The sequence below is a fragment of the Pantoea sp. Acro-807 genome (assembly GCF_011752675.1).
Classification (GTDB): Bacteria; Pseudomonadota; Gammaproteobacteria; order Enterobacterales; family Enterobacteriaceae; genus Pantoea; species Pantoea eucrina.
The window spans coordinates 59,132-75,623 of record NZ_VWXE01000009.1 but is presented as its reverse complement, the minus strand read 5'-3'; the positions used below and the strand labels follow the sequence as shown (position 1 = coordinate 75,623).

Sequence of the window (16,492 nt, the reverse complement as noted above, 5' to 3'; positions counted from 1 at the left end):
ACCGCCTCAACCCAGCGTAGGCATACTGAATTCCGATACGGTCTGCTGGCCGCTGGGCCAGCGTACGGTGGCAGTTTTCATCCGCGTATAGAAACGTACGCCATCCGGGCCGTGCACATTCAGCGCACCAAACACGGAACGTTTCCAGCCGCCAAAGCTGTGGAACGCCATAGGAACCGGCACCGGAACGTTTACGCCCACCATGCCCGCCTCGACGTTCTGAATAAACTCGCGCGCGGTGTGGCCATTGCTGGTAAAGATGGCGCTGCCGTTACCAAACTCATGGCTGTTAACCAGCTGCAGCGCGCTGCTGAAGTCGCTGGCGCGCATAATGCTCAGCACCGGGCCAAAGATCTCCTCACGCCAGATCACCATATCGGAGGTGACATTATCGAACAGCGTGCCGCCTACATAGTAGCCCTCTTCATGGCCCGCGACCCGGATAGTGCGGCCATCGACCACCAGCTTCGCTCCCTCCTGCTCACCTTTATCGATGTAGCCGAGCACTTTTTTCTGATGAGCGGCAGAGACCACCGGACCCATCTCATTCTCTTCCGCGCCCTGCTGCATGCCTGGCCCCACGCGCAGCGCTTTGATCAGCGGCGTCAGGCGGGCGATCAGTTTGTCTGCGGTATCATCGCCGACGGCAACCACTACCGGCAGCGCCATGCAGCGCTCGCCCGCTGAGCCAAACGCACCACCCATGATGGCATTGACGGTGGCATCCAGATCGGCATCCGGCATGACGATAGCGTGGTTTTTCGCCGCGCCAAACGCCTGTACGCGTTTGCCGTGCGCGCTGGCCGTTTTATAGATGTGCTCCGCAACGCCGGACGAGCCGACAAAGCTGACGGCCGCGATGCGCGGATCTTTATACAGCTGTTCTGCATCATCATTAGATGAGTGCACAACGTTAAATACGCCATCCGGCAGGCCCGCTTCTTTCAGCAGCTCCGCCATACGCACCGATGCGGACGGATCCAGAGCCGGTGGTTTGAGAATAAAGGTATTTCCGCACGCCAGTGCGATCGGGAACATCCAGAGCGGCACCATCGCCGGGAAGTTAAATGGCGTAATGCCTGCCACCACGCCCACCGGTTGCATCAGTGAGTAGCTGTCAACGCCGGTGCCTACGCCCGGCGAGTTTTCGCCTTTCAGCAGGTGCGGAATGCCGCAGGCAAACTCAATCACCTCAATACCGCGCGTCAGCTCACCGAGCGCATCTGACCAGACCTTGCCATGTTCTGAGACGATCAGGGCTGCCAGCTCATCACGGTGCTTTTCCATCAGCGCTTTGAAATTAAACATGACGCGCGCACGACGCAGCGGCGCGGTTTTCGACCATTCCGGAAAGGCAGCGTGCGCTACCGCAATCGCCTGCTCTACTTCTGCAGCGGTGCTTTGCGTCAGCTCACGCACCACTTTGCCGGTTGCCGGATCGTAAACCGGAATGGTTTCATTACTGGCGCTGTGCGTGATGCTGCCACCGATAAAGTTTCCAATAATAGTCATGTCGATGCCTCATTGATGTAAAGGGCCCTGCAGGCAGCAAAGGGTTAGCGTCAGGCTACCCGGGCAGGTGAGATGAAAAGCGTGCTATGAAGCTATTACAATGAAATAAATTTTTCAAATAATCTTTTTTGGAAGATTTTCTTTTAGCGGGCTGGATCGCATTTTTTCTGGCTGACGGGGCGATGATCACTCTCATCAGCCAACGTTTTGGTTACTGCAGATAATGTTAACGGCGCATTTTTGCGAAGCGGATCTACTGTTTTACATTTCATTATTTACTTATTTTGAAACAAATGTTCTCCTGATTTCCATCAGTATCTCTGCCTGCACGAGGTGCTCAGCGATCCTTATCTGTGTCCCTCAGGGATACTTTTGCCGTTGCTGGCCCCGGTCGGGGCCTTTTTTTTATGGCGTCTCCGCGCTGTCCGGCTGGCGGGATTTCAGCATATAGAGCGTGCAGCCCAGCGCGACGCAGACCAGCAGCGCCGTCAGCAGATAGACCTGCGACACGCCGGCATAGCTCATGATCAGGCCAGCAAGGGGTCCCGTAATGCCCAGCGCCAGATCCATAAAGGCGGTATAGGTTGCCAGCGCACTGCCCTGATTCTGCTGCGGCACCGCTTTGACCGCGACAACGCCGATAGCCGGAAATACCAGAGAAAAGCCGGCGCCGGTCAGAAAGGCCCCCAGCTTCGCCATCCACGGATCGACCGCGCCTGCGACCAGAAACAGGCCCGCCGCTTCGATGGCAAAGCAGACGCTGGCGACGCGCAGCCCGCCCCATTTGTTAATCGCATCCGGAAACAGCAGGCGCATGCCCACGAACGCACTGCTGAACAGCGTCAGGGCAAACGCCGCCCCTTCCCAGCCACGTTCGCGGTAGAACAGGGTAATAAAGGTCGCAATCACGCCAAATCCGGCCGACCCCATCGCCAGCAGCACGCCATAGCCATATATTTTTCCCAGGACCGCACGGAACGGCAGCGGGCGCGCTTTACTGCCTTTAACCGCCGCACGCGGCAGCGCCAGCACCATCGCCAGCAGGCTGATGGCCACAATTACCCCTGAGAGCTGCAGCAGCCCGCCGCTGCGAAACAGCGTAACGCCCAGCGGCGCACCCAGCGCCATGGCGCCATAGGTGACAATGCCGTTCCAGGAGATAACGCGCCCGATATGCAGAGAACCCGCTTTCGCCACGCCCCACAGCGATGTACCGGTGCCGCAAAAGCTCTGACCGACGCCGAGAATAATGCGCCCCAGGCAGAGCAGCGTCAGGCTGAGTAGCGCCTGCTGCTGTGTCAGGGCGGAGAAGAGCATACAGAGTCCGCTCAGCAGGCTGCCTGCCAGCCCCAGCACCACCACGCGCTTGGGTCCCCAGCTATCGGCAAAGCGTCCGGCATAGGGCCGGCTCAGCAGCGTAGCGATATACTGCAGGCTGATCACCACCCCGGCCCAGAACGCGCTATACCCCAGATTGTCATGGACGAACCCCGGCAGCACCGCCAGCGGCAGCCCGATAGTCAGATAGGTGGCGAAATTAAACTTCACAATAGAGAGAATCTGCAGATCCAGCCGGAGACGGCTCTGTTCCGCAGCAGCAGGCAGGTCAGGCATAGATAAACGCGCTCACGACAGGCATTTGATAACAGAAAATTAACTATACGCTTTTTCAGAGGGTATGCATCTGCTGAACGCCCTGGATCGCGCTCCTGTTTCTGGCGCTGTGCCCTGGCGTCTGCCCTGCCTGCACGTGTATAAACAATCTCTTACCCGCCTTCAGCTACACTTGGATCAGAAAAATTCCCCGCAGGAGCAGCAATGAACGAAAAGCCACAGGAGAGAATTGGCCAGAACATTCTGGTCAAGCTGGCGATGTTAGTCATTATTCTGGCAGGCATCCGCGCCGCGTCAGACATACTCGTCCCCTTTCTGCTCGCCAGTTTTCTGGCCATCGTGCTCAACCCGCTGGTCAGCACGCTGATGCGTCGCGGGCTACGCCGCGGCGTCGCTATCTCACTGGTGATTACCGTTATCTTTATTATGATGCTGCTGCTGGTCGCCGTGCTGGCAAGCTCAGTCGGTGAATTCAGCGATACCTATCCGCAGATCCGCACCATGCTGGAGCAGAAGCTGACGGTCATCCAGCATCTGGCGGCGGGTTTTCATATCAATATTTCAACCGAAACGCTGGCGCAGCACTTTGACCCGAATCTGATCATGAACATGGCAACCACGGTACTGGCGCAGTTTTCCGGCGCGATGACCAATATTGTGCTGCTGATCCTGACGGTGGTGTTTATGTTGTTTGAAGTGCACCACCTGCCTTATAAAATGCGTAACGCCCTGACTAACCCGCAGATCCGTATTGCGGGCCTGCATAAAGCGCTAAAAGGCGTCACCCACTATCTGGCTCTGAAAACGCTGGTAAGCCTGATAACCGGATTTTCTGTATGGCTGGTTCTGCTGCTGCTGGACGTGAAGTTTGCGCTCTTCTGGGGCGTGGTGGCCTTTATACTCAATTTTATCCCTAATATCGGCCCGATTATCGCCGGTATCCCGCCGTTTATTCAGGCGCTGGTGCTGAATGATATTTACGATGCGATGCTGGTCGCGTTTTTGTTCAGCGCAATCCATATGGTATTTGGCAATATGCTGGAACCGCGTCTTATGGGCCGCGGGCTGGGCCTCTCTACGCTGGTGGTTTTTCTGTCGCTGATTTTCTGGGGCTGGCTGCTGGGGCCGGTCGGCATGCTGCTGTCGGTGCCGCTGACCAGCGTCACAAAAATTCTGATGGAAACCACGCCGGGCGGCAGCCGGCTGGCGATCATGCTTGGCACCGGCAGGCCGCGCCTGAAACGACGCGAGCCGCAGCGGCAGATCAAATAGCATCCGGCCTCGTCACCGTTTTGCTTTTAGCGATTAATACCTCTTTATCGCTGCTTTTAACCGCAAAACCACGATTTATCCGCTGGATAAACGCAAATTGAGCGGGAAAAAGCGGGCGATAAGCGCAACGGGCAGCGATCGTTAACGCCAGCGGGTGGCATCGCAGACGATTCACAGCCCTGCAGAGCGTAAAGAAGATGCTATGCTGCTGGCGCGGCTGATGAATGCCTAACCCCACCGAGGAGAGTCTGGTGCCTCTGCGTAAAAAACGTCGTGATTTTGGCTGGCTCTATATTGTCTGCGCCGGACTGCTGCCGCTGGTGCTGGGCATCGTCTGTACGGCGATTGAAGCGCGCCATATGGTCAGGCAGCAGCAGGTGGCAACAGCTAATATTCTGCTGGCTCAGGCGGAGAAAATGAGCGACAACGCCTGGGGTATGATCGCCGAACTGCAGCAATACCAGCATCAGACCTGCAGCGATATCGAAAAGCATCTGCAGCGCATCGGCACGCTTAACGCCTACTTTCGTTCGGTGGGAATGCTGCAGGGCGATAACATCACCTGCTCCTCCGCTTACGGCGTTAATCACGGCGCGCTTGAATCGATGATAATGCGTCCGCTGCCGGTGACGGATAAAGCCGTCTGGAGCCTCTCACTGCCCGGCACCTCGGGCGTACCGCATCGTCCGGCGGTGATTTTCGTGCGTCAGCTACCGGACAGCAGCGGCTTCTGGGCCGTTATTGATGGCCAGTATCTGATGGACTTTATGCATGCCATGGGAGAGTCCCGCGGCTATCAGATGAGCCTGCAGTTCAGCGAAGGCGCAATTATCGCCAGCGGCAACTCTAAAACGCCAGCTGAACACTATATGCAGAGCACTCTGTTTCAGAGTGAATCGCCGCGTTACCCTATTCGCGTCAGCGTAACCGTGCCGCCGGCAGAGCTGATCGCCGCCTGGCGACAGGCGCTGTTTATCTTCCTGCCGATGGCCTCAATCTTCTCAATCATGCTGATGATACTGACGGCAAACTGGCTGCGCCGGCGTATCTCCTGGGCCGATGAAATCCGCCGCGCCATGCGTAATCGTCAGTTCTCGGTTCACTATCAGCCGGTGTACAGCAACACCCTGGCGCGCTGCTCAGGCGCAGAAGCGCTGCTGCGCTGGCAGCTCCCCGATGGGGAGATGGTGCGACCCGATATTTTTATTACGCATGCGGAGTCAGAGGGGATGATTGTCGATCTCACCCGCCATCTGCTGGAACTGATGAGTGAAGATATCGCCCGCTGGCCGGTGATGCCAGGTTTTCACCTCGGGTTTAATCTGGCGGCAGATCATCTGCAACATGCGGAATTTACTGAGGATATCATGCAATTTGCGCACGCTATCCGCGACAAGCAGATGCTGCTCACGCTTGAACTTACCGAGCGCAGCCTGATTCAGGATGGCGAAGCGGTGGCGCGCAAGCTGCGCTTTCTGCAGGCGCAGGGCATGAAAGTCGCCATCGACGATTTCGGCACCGGCCACTGCTCCCTCTCCTATTTGATGACCTTCCCGCTCGACTACCTGAAGATCGATCGCGGCTTTATCAACGCTATTGAGGGGCTGGAGATCGAAACGCCGGTGCTGGATGCGATTATCACTCTCTGCCATAAGCTGAAGCTGGAGGTGCTGGGCGAAGGGGTGGAAACCGCGCTGCAGCTCGCCTATCTGCAGCAGCGTCAGGTCACGTTTATTCAGGGCTATTATTATGCCCGTCCTGTCGCCAGTCAGACCTTTCTGCGCTGGCTGGAAGAGCATGGCAGCCAGCCGCTGAGCGGTATTGTCTCTGCATCGCACTGACCTCATCACAGCCCGCATGACATGCGGGTTATGTCAAAAAAAGTAAAATATTTTTTATCCCTCTGACACCGCTTTACGACCATATAATTAGCTAAAAAGTAACCACTTACTGGCTAAAACATGACAAATATCACATAAAAACGGTATACTCTGTCGCGGTTCGCAATAATTACCCGGGTAATAATTGCTATGGCTGGCCAGGGAAAAACCCGTTTTCACGGCTATGCTTTAATTTTCTCAACGCCGCGGACTGAGTTGATAGCAGACAGCCGGCGGCGTTGAGGATTTTTCGAATTCCAATACAGGGTAACATCATGAAATTACGTAGGAAGCGTGTAAAACCTATCGGGCTGGATGACGTCACCATTATCGATGACGCCCGCTTACGCAAGGCTATTACTGCGGCATCGCTGGGTAATGCGATGGAGTGGTTCGACTTTGGTGTCTATGGCTTTGTTGCCTATGCGCTGGGTAAAGTCTTTTTCCCGGATGCATCTCCGGGCGTGCAGATGATCGCGGCGCTGGGTACCTTTTCGGTTCCGTTCCTGATCCGTCCGCTGGGTGGTCTGTTCTTCGGCATGCTGGGCGATAAGTATGGCCGCCAGAAAATTCTCTCTATCACCATTGTTATTATGTCGGTCAGTACCTTCTGTATCGGCCTGATCCCCTCTTACGCCTCTATCGGCATCTGGGCGCCGATTCTGCTGCTGCTGGCCAAAATGGCCCAGGGCTTCTCGGTCGGCGGTGAGTATACCGGCGCATCGATTTTTGTCGCAGAGTACTCCCCGGACCGTAAACGCGGCTTTATGGGCAGCTGGCTCGACTTTGGTTCTATTGCCGGCTTTGTGCTGGGTGCAGGCGTTGTGGTGCTGCTCTCGACCATCGTCGGGGAAGCTAACTTCCTTGAGTGGGGCTGGCGCGTGCCGTTCTTCCTGGCGCTGCCGCTGGGCCTGATTGGCCTCTATCTGCGCCATGCGCTGGAAGAGACCCCGGCTTTCCAGCAGCACGTTGATGGTCTGGAGCAGGGCGACCGTGACGGCCTGCGCGATGGCCCGAAAGTGTCGTTTAAAGAGATCGCCACCAAACACTGGAAAAGCCTGCTGGCCTGTATCGGTCTGGTGCTTGCCACCAACGTGACCTACTACATGCTGCTGACTTACATGCCGAGCTACCTGTCGCACAACCTGCACTACTCAGAAGATCATGGGGTGCTGATTATCATCGCCATCATGATGGGTATGCTGTTTGTACAGCCGATCATGGGCATGCTGAGCGACCGCTTCGGCCGTCGTCCGTTTGTTATCCTCGGCAGTATTGCGCTGTTCTTCTGTGCGATCCCGGCGTTTACGCTGATTAACAGTAACGTGCTGGGCCTGATTTTTGCCGGCCTGCTGCTGCTGGCGGTGATCCTCAACGCCTTTACCGGCGTGATGGCCTCGTCGCTGCCCGCGATGTTCCCGACGCATATTCGCTACAGCGCGCTGGCCAGCGCATTCAACATCTCGATTCTGGTGGCCGGTCTGACGCCGACCATGACCGCCTGGGCAGTAGAAGCCAGCAATAACCTCTATATGCCTGCCTACTATCTGATGGTGGTTGCTGTCGTGGGTCTGATCACCGGTCTCTATATGAAAGAGACGGCGAACAAACCGCTGCGTGGCGCCACGCCTGCGGCATCTGACCTGGATGAAGCCCGTGAGATCCTGCAGGAGCATCACGACAACATCGAACAGAAGATTGAAGATATTGATGCCGAGATCGCACGCCTTGAGGCTAAACGCCGCAACCTGGTCGATCAGCATCCGGTTATTAAAGAGTAATATTCACCAGTCCCGCCGCCCGGCGGGACTTTTTTATCTCCCGTCTCCGCCTCTCAGCAGCACACATTCTTCATTACCCGACGTGAAAAAGAGTAAACTGTAGTCACTATTTTCATCCAAAAAAGTTGTGTGAACATGTCTGAATTTAATCTGATCCAGCGCCCGAGAAGGCTGCGTAAAAGCGCCTCTATGCGCGCAATGTTCCAGGAATCCGGCCTTAGCATCAACGATCTGGCGTTGCCGATCTTTGTTGAAGAAGAGGTGGATGACTATGTGCCGATCAACGCTATGCCAGGCGTGATGCGAATTCCGGAAAAACGTCTCGCGTATGAAATTGAGCGTATTGCCAAAGCGGGTATCCGCTCGGTAATGACCTTCGGTATTTCGCATCATACCGACGCCACCGGCAGCGATGCATGGCAGGAGAATGGCCTGGTCGCGCGTATGGCGCGTATCTGTAAAGATACCGTGCCGGAGATGATCGTGATGTCCGACACCTGCTTCTGTGAATACACCAGCCACGGCCACTGCGGTGTGCTGTGCGATCACGGCGTGGATAATGACCAGACGCTGATCAATCTGGGCAGGCAGGCGGTAGTAGCCGCGCAGGCGGGTGCTGACTTCATTGCCCCTTCAGCGGCAATGGATGGTCAGGTTAAGGCGATTCGTCAGGCGCTGGATGGGGCGGGCTTTACGGATACGGCGATTATGTCCTACTCCACTAAGTTTGCCTCTTCGTTCTACGGCCCGTTCCGTGAGGCCGCTGGCACGGCGCTGAAAGGCGATCGCAAGACCTATCAGATGAACCCGATGAACCGGCGTGAAGCGATCCGCGAATCCCTGCTGGATGAAGCCGAAGGGGCGGATTCGCTGATGGTTAAACCTGCCGGCGCCTATCTCGACATTCTGCGTGATATTCGCGAACGCACCACGCTGCCGCTGGCTGCCTACCAGGTGAGCGGTGAATATGCGATGATCAAGTTCGCCGCGCAGGCGGGTGCAATTGACGAGCGTAATGTCGTACTGGAAAGCCTGGGCGCCATTAAGCGTGCCGGTGCCGACCTGATATTCAGCTACTTTGCGCTGGATCTCGCCGAGCAGAAAGTGCTCTGATAAGCACTCTTCAGCCTGGCGGTCGCTATCGCCGGGCTGCTGATTTACACAATAATCGTGAGCACGTGAACCGCTTTTTCTGATCGAAATTTAAATAAATAACGCTGCTTTTATTCTGTTATTTCCAGAAATAACGGTAAAGCATTTATATAAAAACAAGACCATTCTTGATATGAGAATATATTAATCAAAAGCAGAAAAATAATTTAGCATGCCGCTATTTTATGCCGTTTAATTAACCTTCATAATAACGAGTGAAGGGAAAACATCGGCATGAAGCAGAAATATAATCAGCAAGTTATCGCCATAATAAAAGAGTGGATCACCGATAATCTGGAGCAGCGCCTGAGCATCGACGATATTGCAAAGAAATCAGGATATTCGAAATGGTATCTGCAGAAATTATTTGCCCGCTATTATAGTGAAACGCTGGCGCGTTATATTCGCCGGAAAAAACTGACCCACTGTATTGCGGATCTTAAATACAGCGACACGCCGATTATTCGCCTGGCGCTGAAATACCATTTTGAAAGCCAGCAGTCGCTGACCCGTTCGTTTAAGCAGACGCTGGGTTGCACGCCGCTGCAGTGCCGCAGGCGCAGGTTGAGTCACGAAGCGGAAGCGCATATCCGCAACAGTGACGATCCCTGTGCGATTTGCCGGCGTATGGAGGGTAAACCGGGCTCTCCGGATGAAGACCCGCTGTGATCGGCCGGCAACACGCTTCGCGCCGGCCGCAGAGAAGCGCAATCGCTTTTATGCCACTGGCTTACCCGGCAGCATCACGGCTGACATGATCTGCCGGCAGCGCAGCGCCTCCTGACGCGCCTGCTGCTGCTGCGGCAAGGCCAGATCCTGCCACACCTGCTGCAGATGGGTTGCCAGGCCAGGCTGGAAGCGGATTTTCTGCAGCGCGTAATCGGAGTTACCGCCTTCAATAATCTGTTGCATCGCCTGCGGGCTGTTATCGCGCCCGTCGTGGGTCAGCGTACAGAATACAGCAATATAATAAGCTTTATCTTCATCATCATAATGTGGCATCAGCCACCATACGGCTGCGCTCAGCAAAATCAGCACCGGCAGCAGAAATTTCATTTTTAACATAGTGTCACAGGATCGGCGGAGTAAAAAACCTGGCGATAATAGCAGATTAGCAGTCCGGCTACCCGCACGCGTGAGCCATCCGCGCCGGTTTCTGCGGATTCTCTTAAAGTTGTTGTTTTACGGTTTATTGATTGAGCAACTTCCCGCCCTTTGTTAATTTTAAAACTTCATTTCGCGCCGCTCAGGGTGCATTCAGGACGTTGCCACAGGGCCAGTTTTTTTGCCTGCATAAAAACTGCGATAGCTGACGGCCTGCGACAGGAAAAAGCATGAACAAAAATAACGTTAAAACCCATCTGGTCTCGCTGGGTCTGCGGGCAGAGAAGATGCTGACGCGGCGTAAACAGCTGGCAAGCTATAATCCGCGCGATGAGCAGGATATCGATATGTGCAGCCAGCCCGCCACCGGCACGCCGATCCCGCAGCAGATCTGGATGTACTGGGAGAGCGAAACGCTGCCCGCTGAAGTGCAGATTTTTGTGGATAAAATTGTCCGGGAAAACCCGGGTTATCAGATGACGGTGATTAACAATCGCAATCTCGCCCACTATCTGCCGGACCTGCAGTTTACGCATCCCGATATGCGTCCGTCGCACAAAAGCGATGTTATCCGCCTGGAGCTGCTTTACCGCTATGGCGGCATCTGGATGGATGCCACCATTATCCTCAACCGTACGCTGGATACGCTGCTGGCCGTTAACGCCGACTCGCGTTACGACCTGATTGCGTTTTATCGTGCCGGTTCAACGCACGATATGGCTTATCCGGTGATTGAGTCGTGGTTTCTTGCGGCTCCGGCGAACAATGCCTTTATTGGCCGCTGGCTGCACTATTTCCGCCCGATTGTGACGCTGGGGGCGGAGGCTTTCTTCCGGCAGCTGCTGGCGCAGCCTGACTATGACACCCTGGTGCAGGGGATTACGCCACCCGACTATCTGGTAGTCTATCTGGCGCAGCAGCAGGCGCTGCGCGAAAGCAATCATTACAATCTTTATCTGCGCAAGTGCGAAGCCAGCGCGCTGCTTTATCAAAGCCTGAGCGAGTGGCGTCCGGTCCGGCTGAGCCGCATGCTGATGGTCGATCGTCTGCCTGAGGTGCTGCCGCCGTTAACCAAACTCACCGGCTTCGATCGCAAATATCTCGCCACCAACCTGAAATATGGCGTGGTCAACCGCGACAGCCTGCTGGGACAGCTGCTGCTGAGCCGCCGGTAATGCTCAGAGCGCCTGGGCGCAGGCCCAGGCGGAACTCCACGCCCACTGGAAATTGTAGCCCCCCAGCCAGCCGGTCACGTCCGCAACTTCACCAATGAAATAGAGGCCCGGCACATCGCGCGCCTCCATGGTTTTTGAAGAGAGCTGGGTGGTATCGACGCCTCCCAGCGTGACCTCTGCGGTGCGATAACCTTCGGTGCCGTTTGGCTGTACCCGCCACTGGTGCAGTAACTGCGCCAGTTCAGCCTGCTGTTTGCTGTTGAGCTGCTTCAGGGTGACATCCGGAATCGAATTCATCGCCTGCAGAACCTCCACCAGCCGCTTCGGCAGGATCTTCGCCAGGCTGTTTTTCAGGCTGAGATTGGGATGTGCGCTGCGCTGCTCATCAAGGTAGTCGTTCAGCGCCAGCGCCGGCAGCAGGTTGACGCTGATAAACTCGCCTGGCTGCCAGTAGCTGGAGATCTGCAGCACTGCCGGACCAGAGAGACCGCGATGGGTAAACAGCATCGCCTCCTTAAACAGCGTGCCATCCTGCGCTTCGATGGTGGCCGGCAGCGCAACGCCCGACAGGGTGCTGAGCTGCTCCAGCAGCGGCTTATGCAGCGTAAACGGCACCAGTCCGGCGCGGGTCGGATAGACGCGCAGACCAAACTGCTCCGCCACTTTGTAACCAAACGGCGACGCGCCCAGTCCCGGCATCGACAGCCCGCCGCTGGCGATCACCAGCTTCTCTGCCCATACCTCTGCGCCATTAAGCTGCAGCCGGTATCCCCCGTTGTCACGCTCCGTGCTCAGCACTTCGCTGCGCAGCCGCAGCGTCACCGCACCCGCTTCACACTCTTTCAGCAGCATATCGACAATCTGCTGCGCGGAGTCATCACAGAACAGCTGACCCAGCGTTTTTTCATGCCAGGCGATGCCGTACCGGCTGACCAGATCGATAAAATCCCACTGGGTGTAACGCGCCAGTGCAGATTTGCAGAAGTGCGGATTGTGCGACAGGTAGGCCGCCGGCTCGGTATACAGATTGGTAAAGTTGCAGCGGCCGCCGCCTGACATCAGAATCTTACGGCCCGCTTTTTTGCCGTTATCCAGCAGCAGTACGCGGCGCCCGCGCTGTCCCGCCTGCGCTGCACAGAACATCCCGGCAGCACCTGCCCCTATTACGATAACGTCAAACTTTTCCACTGCGATGTCCACCTGATTACGAAAGGCGCTGATTGTAGTGATCTGCGGCTTTTTGCGCCACCTTCAAAAAAATGCCGTAAATATGTCATAATGTAACTGTTTCATTTTTCGGCTCTTTTACCTTGTTTTGTCCTCTGAGTTACCAATTTAAGACAAAAAAAGGCTATATTTCTCTTTCCCATACAGTGCGTTGTCGCAGATAATGCGCCGCGTTCATGTCCTCCAAAATGGCGTAACGTTTATGCTACATCTGTTTGCTGGTCTTGACCTGAGTACCGGCCTGTTATTGGTTCTTGCCCTGCTGTTTGTATTGTTTTATGAGGCAATCAACGGCTTCCACGACACCGCCAACGCGGTCGCTACCGTCATCTACACCCGTGCGATGCGGGCGCAGCTGGCAGTGGTGATGGCAGGTGTGTTCAACTTTTTTGGCGTGCTGCTCGGCGGTCTGAGCGTGGCCTACGCCATCGTACATATGCTTCCTACCGACCTGCTCCTGAATGTCGGTTCGGCGCACGGCCTCGCCATGGTCTTTTCCATGCTGCTGGCTGCCATTATCTGGAACCTCGGCACCTGGTATCTGGGCCTGCCGGCCTCCAGCTCCCATACGCTGATTGGCGCCATTATCGGTATTGGTCTCACCAATGCGCTGATGACCGGCACCTCTGTAGTGGATGCGCTTAATCTGCCAAAAGTGATCAATATCTTTCTGTCGCTGATCCTGTCACCGATTATCGGATTGATCATCGCCGGCGGCCTGATTTTCCTGCTGCGCCGCTACTGGAGCAGTACGAAGAAACGCGCGCGTATTCATATGACCCCCGCTGACCGTGAAAAGATCGATGGCAAGAAAAAGCCGCCGTTCTGGACGCGCATCGCGCTGATTGTTTCGGCCATCGGTGTCAGCTATTCACACGGCGCTAACGACGGACAGAAAGGCATTGGTCTGATCATGCTGGTGCTGATTGGCGTGGCGCCGGCAGGTTTTGTCGTGAATATGAACGCTTCCGGTTATGACATCACCCGCACGCGCGATGCCGTTAATCATCTGGAGCAGTATTACCGCCAGCACGGCGATTCGCTGACGCACATTGTGCAGATGGCACCGCCTGCGCTGCCGACGCCGGAAGAAGTTCCGAGCGGCCCGCAGGAGTTCCACTGTGACAGCGCCCGTGCGCTGCAGGCTATCGGCCGGGCCCAGGGCCTGCTGAACAATCTGCAGAGCTACGATCAGCTCTCTGTCGATCAGCGCAGCCAGATGCGTCGTCTGCTGCTGTGCATCTCTGACACTGCAGATAAGGCGGCCAAGCTGCCGGAAACCGGCGCGGATGATAAGCGCTTCCTCAGCAAGCTGAAGGGCGATCTGCTTGGCACCATCGAGTATGCTCCGGTCTGGATTATTGTGGCCGTGGCGCTGGCGCTGGGTATCGGCACCATGATTGGCTGGCGTCGTGTGGCGACCACCATCGGTGAAAAAATCGGTAAGAAAGGCATGACCTATGCGCAGGGTATGTCAGCGCAGGTGACCGCCGCCGTATCGATTGGCGTGGCAAGCTATACCGGTATGCCGGTTTCAACCACGCATATCCTCTCCTCCTCTGTGGCCGGCACCATGCTGGTTGACGGTGGCGGACTGCAGAGTCGCACCATTAAAAATATCGCCATGGCGTGGATCTTCACGCTGCCGGTCTGTATTTTGCTCTCGGGCGGACTCTACTGGATTGCGCTGCATCTGATTTGATACCGCACTATTCCGGCAAAAGGGCGACAGCAGTGTCGCCCTTTTTTATTGCCTGCGCGCGGAATAACGGTGTCGCTTTACTGCCAGATCGCCATCGCCACCAGGCTCACCACGACCAGAAAACAGAGTCCGCTGGTCAGTACAAACTGACTGCGCACCCGTTCACAGCGGCGGATAAACTCATCGTCATGATGGTCAAGATAGCGCTTTAACCAGATATAGCGCACCAGCCGCACCTGTTTACCCGGCTGGCCGTGAGACGTAAAAAAGCCGGCACCATCAACATACTGGTACAACAGCGGATCGCAGCCGCGCAATACGTAGAGCAGCGCACGCAGGGAAGAGAAGTAGCGCGCCATATTCACCAGACAAACCACACAAAGAGCCCAAAAAAGCGCGATAGTGCTGATCATATTTCCCCCTTCTGGCTGGTACCGCAATGACGTGATATGCAGCGGGGAAGTGCTGCAGACGCCCTGTGGAAAATAAGCCAGCCATCGATAAGCAGATTGGCGTTGTTGTTTTACAGATCTGCGCCTCGCCACCAGAGAAAAGTGGCACGCAATTTCAGTGTAGAATATCTGCTCAAACTTTTTCCAGCGACGCGCTTCGTCAATATATGCATAACCCCCTGCTCAGTGGATCGTTATCACGCTCAGGCGCAGCGGTGCAGCATTTGCCGGTGACACTGGCTATACTCAGCAGATAACAACAGATCCTGCAGTTTCATTGAGTCACCGGCGCATCATCGCCGCTTCGCGCTAAGGAAAACGCCCGCCGTGGTTTGCGGGAGGGTAGCCCCCCAGAATATTGAGAAAGGAGTTTTATCATGGCCTATAAACATATCCTGATTGCAGTCGATCTCTCTCCGGAAAGCCAGCTGCTGGTGGATAAAGCGGTATCGCTGGCGCGTCCTTATGATGCCAAAATCTCGCTGATCCACGTTGACGTTAACTATTCCGATCTCTATACCGGCCTGATTGACGTGAATCTCGGCGATATGCAGAAGCGCATTTCAGAGGAGACGCACAGCGCCCTGAAAGCTCTCTCCGTCAGCGCAGGCTATCCGGTTGGCGAAACGCTGAGCGGCAGCGGCGATCTGGGCCAGGTGCTGGTGGATGCTATCCGGAAATATGATGTGGATCTGGTGGTCTGCGGACATCACCAGGATTTCTGGAGCAAGCTGATGTCATCCGCGCGTCAGCTGATCAATACCGTGCATATCGATATGCTGATTGTGCCGCTGCGCGACGCAGAAGAAGAATAAAAAAACAGGCCGGGATAACCGGCCTGTTTTATATCTGACGCCCTGCTCTGCCGCTTCAGGTTAGCGGCGGATAGATATCAAAGCGGTGACTTTTTGTCACCACGGCAGACTGTGTCACCACGCCTGCCAGCGGCGGTGCGTAATCAGGACGCTTGACCACGATACGCTTTTTCGCCAGACGCCGCGCAGGCTCCAGCAGCGCATCGGCATCCTCATCAGCCCCCACCAGCGACTGAAATACGCGCATCTCTTTTTTTACCATCGCACTTTTCTGCCGGTGCGGATACATGGGGTCGAGATAGACCACATCCGGCGCGGGCGCGATATCGCTCAGCGCCTGCTGGCTCGCCACGTGCAGCAGCGTCAGCCGCTCGCGCAGCCAGCCGCCGATTTCGCTGTCGGCGTAGCCACGCTGCAGGCCATCCTCAAGCAGCGCGGCGACCACCGGGTGGCGCTCCAGCATCCGCACCCGGCACCCCAGCGCGGCAAGCACAAACGCATCGCGTCCGAGACCGGCCGTTGCGTCGACCACATCCGGCAGATAGCCGCCTTTGATGCCCACGGCTTTGGCCACCGCTTCGCCGCGTCCGCCGCCAAATTTGCGCCGGTGCGCCATGGCACCGGAGACAAAATCGACAAAAATACCGCCCAGCTTAGGCTCATCGCGCTTGCGCAGCTCAAGATGCGCAGACGTGAGCACCAGCGCCAGCGGCGCGTTCTCATCCTGCTCAAGGCCCCAGCGCGTTGCCAGCTGTAATAAGGCGCCGTCTCCGGCGCCTGTTTCATCCACTAAACCGATTTTCACA

The 16,492-nt window shown here is 56.1% G+C and carries 14 protein-coding genes; 8 read left to right on the top strand and 6 right to left on the bottom strand.

Annotated elements, in window-relative coordinates:
- Positions 1-6 precede the first annotated feature (6 nt).
- Positions 7-1,512: a CoA-acylating methylmalonate-semialdehyde dehydrogenase gene (locus tag F3J39_RS16770; protein WP_104086009.1), complete on the bottom strand. Its 1,506-nt coding sequence runs from the start codon at positions 1,510-1,512 to the stop codon at positions 7-9.
- Positions 1,513-1,917: 405 nt separating this feature from the next.
- Positions 1,918-3,126 (bottom strand): MFS transporter, encoded by a 1,209-nt coding sequence (locus F3J39_RS16765; RefSeq protein ID WP_166714453.1) that lies wholly within the window; start codon positions 3,124-3,126, stop codon positions 1,918-1,920.
- Positions 3,127-3,330: 204 nt separating this feature from the next.
- Between F3J39_RS16765 and F3J39_RS16760 the strand changes: the two genes are divergently transcribed.
- The 5 genes from F3J39_RS16760 to F3J39_RS16740 all read left to right on the top strand — a co-directional run bounded on the left by F3J39_RS16760 (position 3,331) and on the right by F3J39_RS16740 (position 9,880).
- On the top strand, positions 3,331-4,398 hold the full coding sequence (locus tag F3J39_RS16760; RefSeq protein WP_166714452.1) for an AI-2E family transporter: 1,068 nt from the start codon (positions 3,331-3,333) through the stop codon (positions 4,396-4,398).
- Positions 4,399-4,649: 251 nt separating this feature from the next.
- A complete protein-coding gene (locus F3J39_RS16755) occupies positions 4,650-6,239 on the top strand; it encodes an EAL domain-containing protein (protein ID WP_104086030.1) in 1,590 nt (529 codons plus the stop codon).
- A gap of 314 nt (positions 6,240-6,553) precedes the next feature.
- Complete coding sequence (gene proP, locus F3J39_RS16750; protein ID WP_166714451.1) at positions 6,554-8,059, top strand: glycine betaine/L-proline transporter ProP; 1,506 nt, start codon at positions 6,554-6,556, stop codon at positions 8,057-8,059.
- 135 nt (positions 8,060-8,194) lie between these two features.
- Positions 8,195-9,172, top strand: coding sequence for a porphobilinogen synthase (gene hemB / locus F3J39_RS16745; protein WP_039381009.1), 978 nt, complete (start codon positions 8,195-8,197; stop codon positions 9,170-9,172).
- 273 nt (positions 9,173-9,445) lie between these two features.
- Entirely contained in the window at positions 9,446-9,880 is a 435-nt protein-coding gene (locus tag F3J39_RS16740) for a helix-turn-helix domain-containing protein (RefSeq protein ID WP_104086005.1), read from the top strand.
- Between the two features lie 48 nt (positions 9,881-9,928).
- On the opposite strand, the gene F3J39_RS16735 is transcribed toward F3J39_RS16740, so the two are convergent.
- Entirely contained in the window at positions 9,929-10,276 is a 348-nt protein-coding gene (locus F3J39_RS16735; protein ID WP_039381011.1) for a hypothetical protein, read from the bottom strand.
- Between the two features lie 269 nt (positions 10,277-10,545).
- On the opposite strand from F3J39_RS16735, the gene F3J39_RS16730 reads away from it, so the two are divergent.
- Complete coding sequence (locus F3J39_RS16730) at positions 10,546-11,490, top strand: capsular polysaccharide synthesis protein (RefSeq protein ID WP_052246458.1); 945 nt, start codon at positions 10,546-10,548, stop codon at positions 11,488-11,490.
- Between the two features lie 3 nt (positions 11,491-11,493).
- Here the strand turns inward: F3J39_RS16730 and F3J39_RS16725 are convergent, their stop codons facing one another.
- Positions 11,494-12,678 (bottom strand): NAD(P)/FAD-dependent oxidoreductase, encoded by a 1,185-nt coding sequence (locus tag F3J39_RS16725; protein ID WP_071669272.1) that lies wholly within the window; start codon positions 12,676-12,678, stop codon positions 11,494-11,496.
- A gap of 241 nt (positions 12,679-12,919) precedes the next feature.
- Here F3J39_RS16725 and pitA point away from each other — a divergent pair, with 241 nt between their 5' ends.
- On the top strand, positions 12,920-14,419 hold the full coding sequence (gene pitA / locus F3J39_RS16720) for an inorganic phosphate transporter PitA (protein WP_039381015.1): 1,500 nt from the start codon (positions 12,920-12,922) through the stop codon (positions 14,417-14,419).
- 77 nt (positions 14,420-14,496) lie between these two features.
- On the opposite strand, the gene uspB is transcribed toward pitA, so the two are convergent.
- Positions 14,497-14,832, bottom strand: a complete 336-nt coding sequence (gene uspB / locus F3J39_RS16715) for a universal stress protein UspB (protein WP_039381017.1) — start codon at positions 14,830-14,832, stop codon at positions 14,497-14,499.
- Positions 14,833-15,248: 416 nt separating this feature from the next.
- Between uspB and uspA the strand changes: the two genes are divergently transcribed.
- Positions 15,249-15,686 (top strand): universal stress protein UspA, encoded by a 438-nt coding sequence (gene uspA / locus F3J39_RS16710; protein WP_039381019.1) that lies wholly within the window; start codon positions 15,249-15,251, stop codon positions 15,684-15,686.
- Positions 15,687-15,741: 55 nt separating this feature from the next.
- Here uspA and rsmJ read toward each other — a convergent pair whose 3' ends face one another.
- Positions 15,742-16,491, bottom strand: a complete 750-nt coding sequence (gene rsmJ, locus F3J39_RS16705; RefSeq protein WP_071669270.1) for a 16S rRNA (guanine(1516)-N(2))-methyltransferase RsmJ — start codon at positions 16,489-16,491, stop codon at positions 15,742-15,744.
- Position 16,492: the final 1 nt, after the last annotated feature.

Coding starts and splice junctions, on each gene's coding strand:
- F3J39_RS16760 (WP_166714452.1), top strand. CDS start 3,331: ATGAACGAAAAGCCACAGGAGAGAATTGGCCAGAACATTCTGGTCAAG.
- hemB (WP_039381009.1), top strand. CDS start 8,195: ATGTCTGAATTTAATCTGATCCAGCGCCCGAGAAGGCTGCGTAAAAGC.
- F3J39_RS16730 (WP_052246458.1), top strand. CDS start 10,546: ATGAACAAAAATAACGTTAAAACCCATCTGGTCTCGCTGGGTCTGCGG.
- F3J39_RS16770 (WP_104086009.1), bottom strand. CDS start 1,512: ATGACTATTATTGGAAACTTTATCGGTGGCAGCATCACGCACAGCGCC.
- F3J39_RS16740 (WP_104086005.1), top strand. CDS start 9,446: ATGAAGCAGAAATATAATCAGCAAGTTATCGCCATAATAAAAGAGTGG.
- F3J39_RS16735 (WP_039381011.1), bottom strand. CDS start 10,276: ATGTTAAAAATGAAATTTCTGCTGCCGGTGCTGATTTTGCTGAGCGCA.
- pitA (WP_039381015.1), top strand. CDS start 12,920: ATGCTACATCTGTTTGCTGGTCTTGACCTGAGTACCGGCCTGTTATTG.
- F3J39_RS16765 (WP_166714453.1), bottom strand. CDS start 3,126: ATGCCTGACCTGCCTGCTGCTGCGGAACAGAGCCGTCTCCGGCTGGAT.
- uspB (WP_039381017.1), bottom strand. CDS start 14,832: ATGATCAGCACTATCGCGCTTTTTTGGGCTCTTTGTGTGGTTTGTCTG.
- uspA (WP_039381019.1), top strand. CDS start 15,249: ATGGCCTATAAACATATCCTGATTGCAGTCGATCTCTCTCCGGAAAGC.
- proP (WP_166714451.1), top strand. CDS start 6,554: ATGAAATTACGTAGGAAGCGTGTAAAACCTATCGGGCTGGATGACGTC.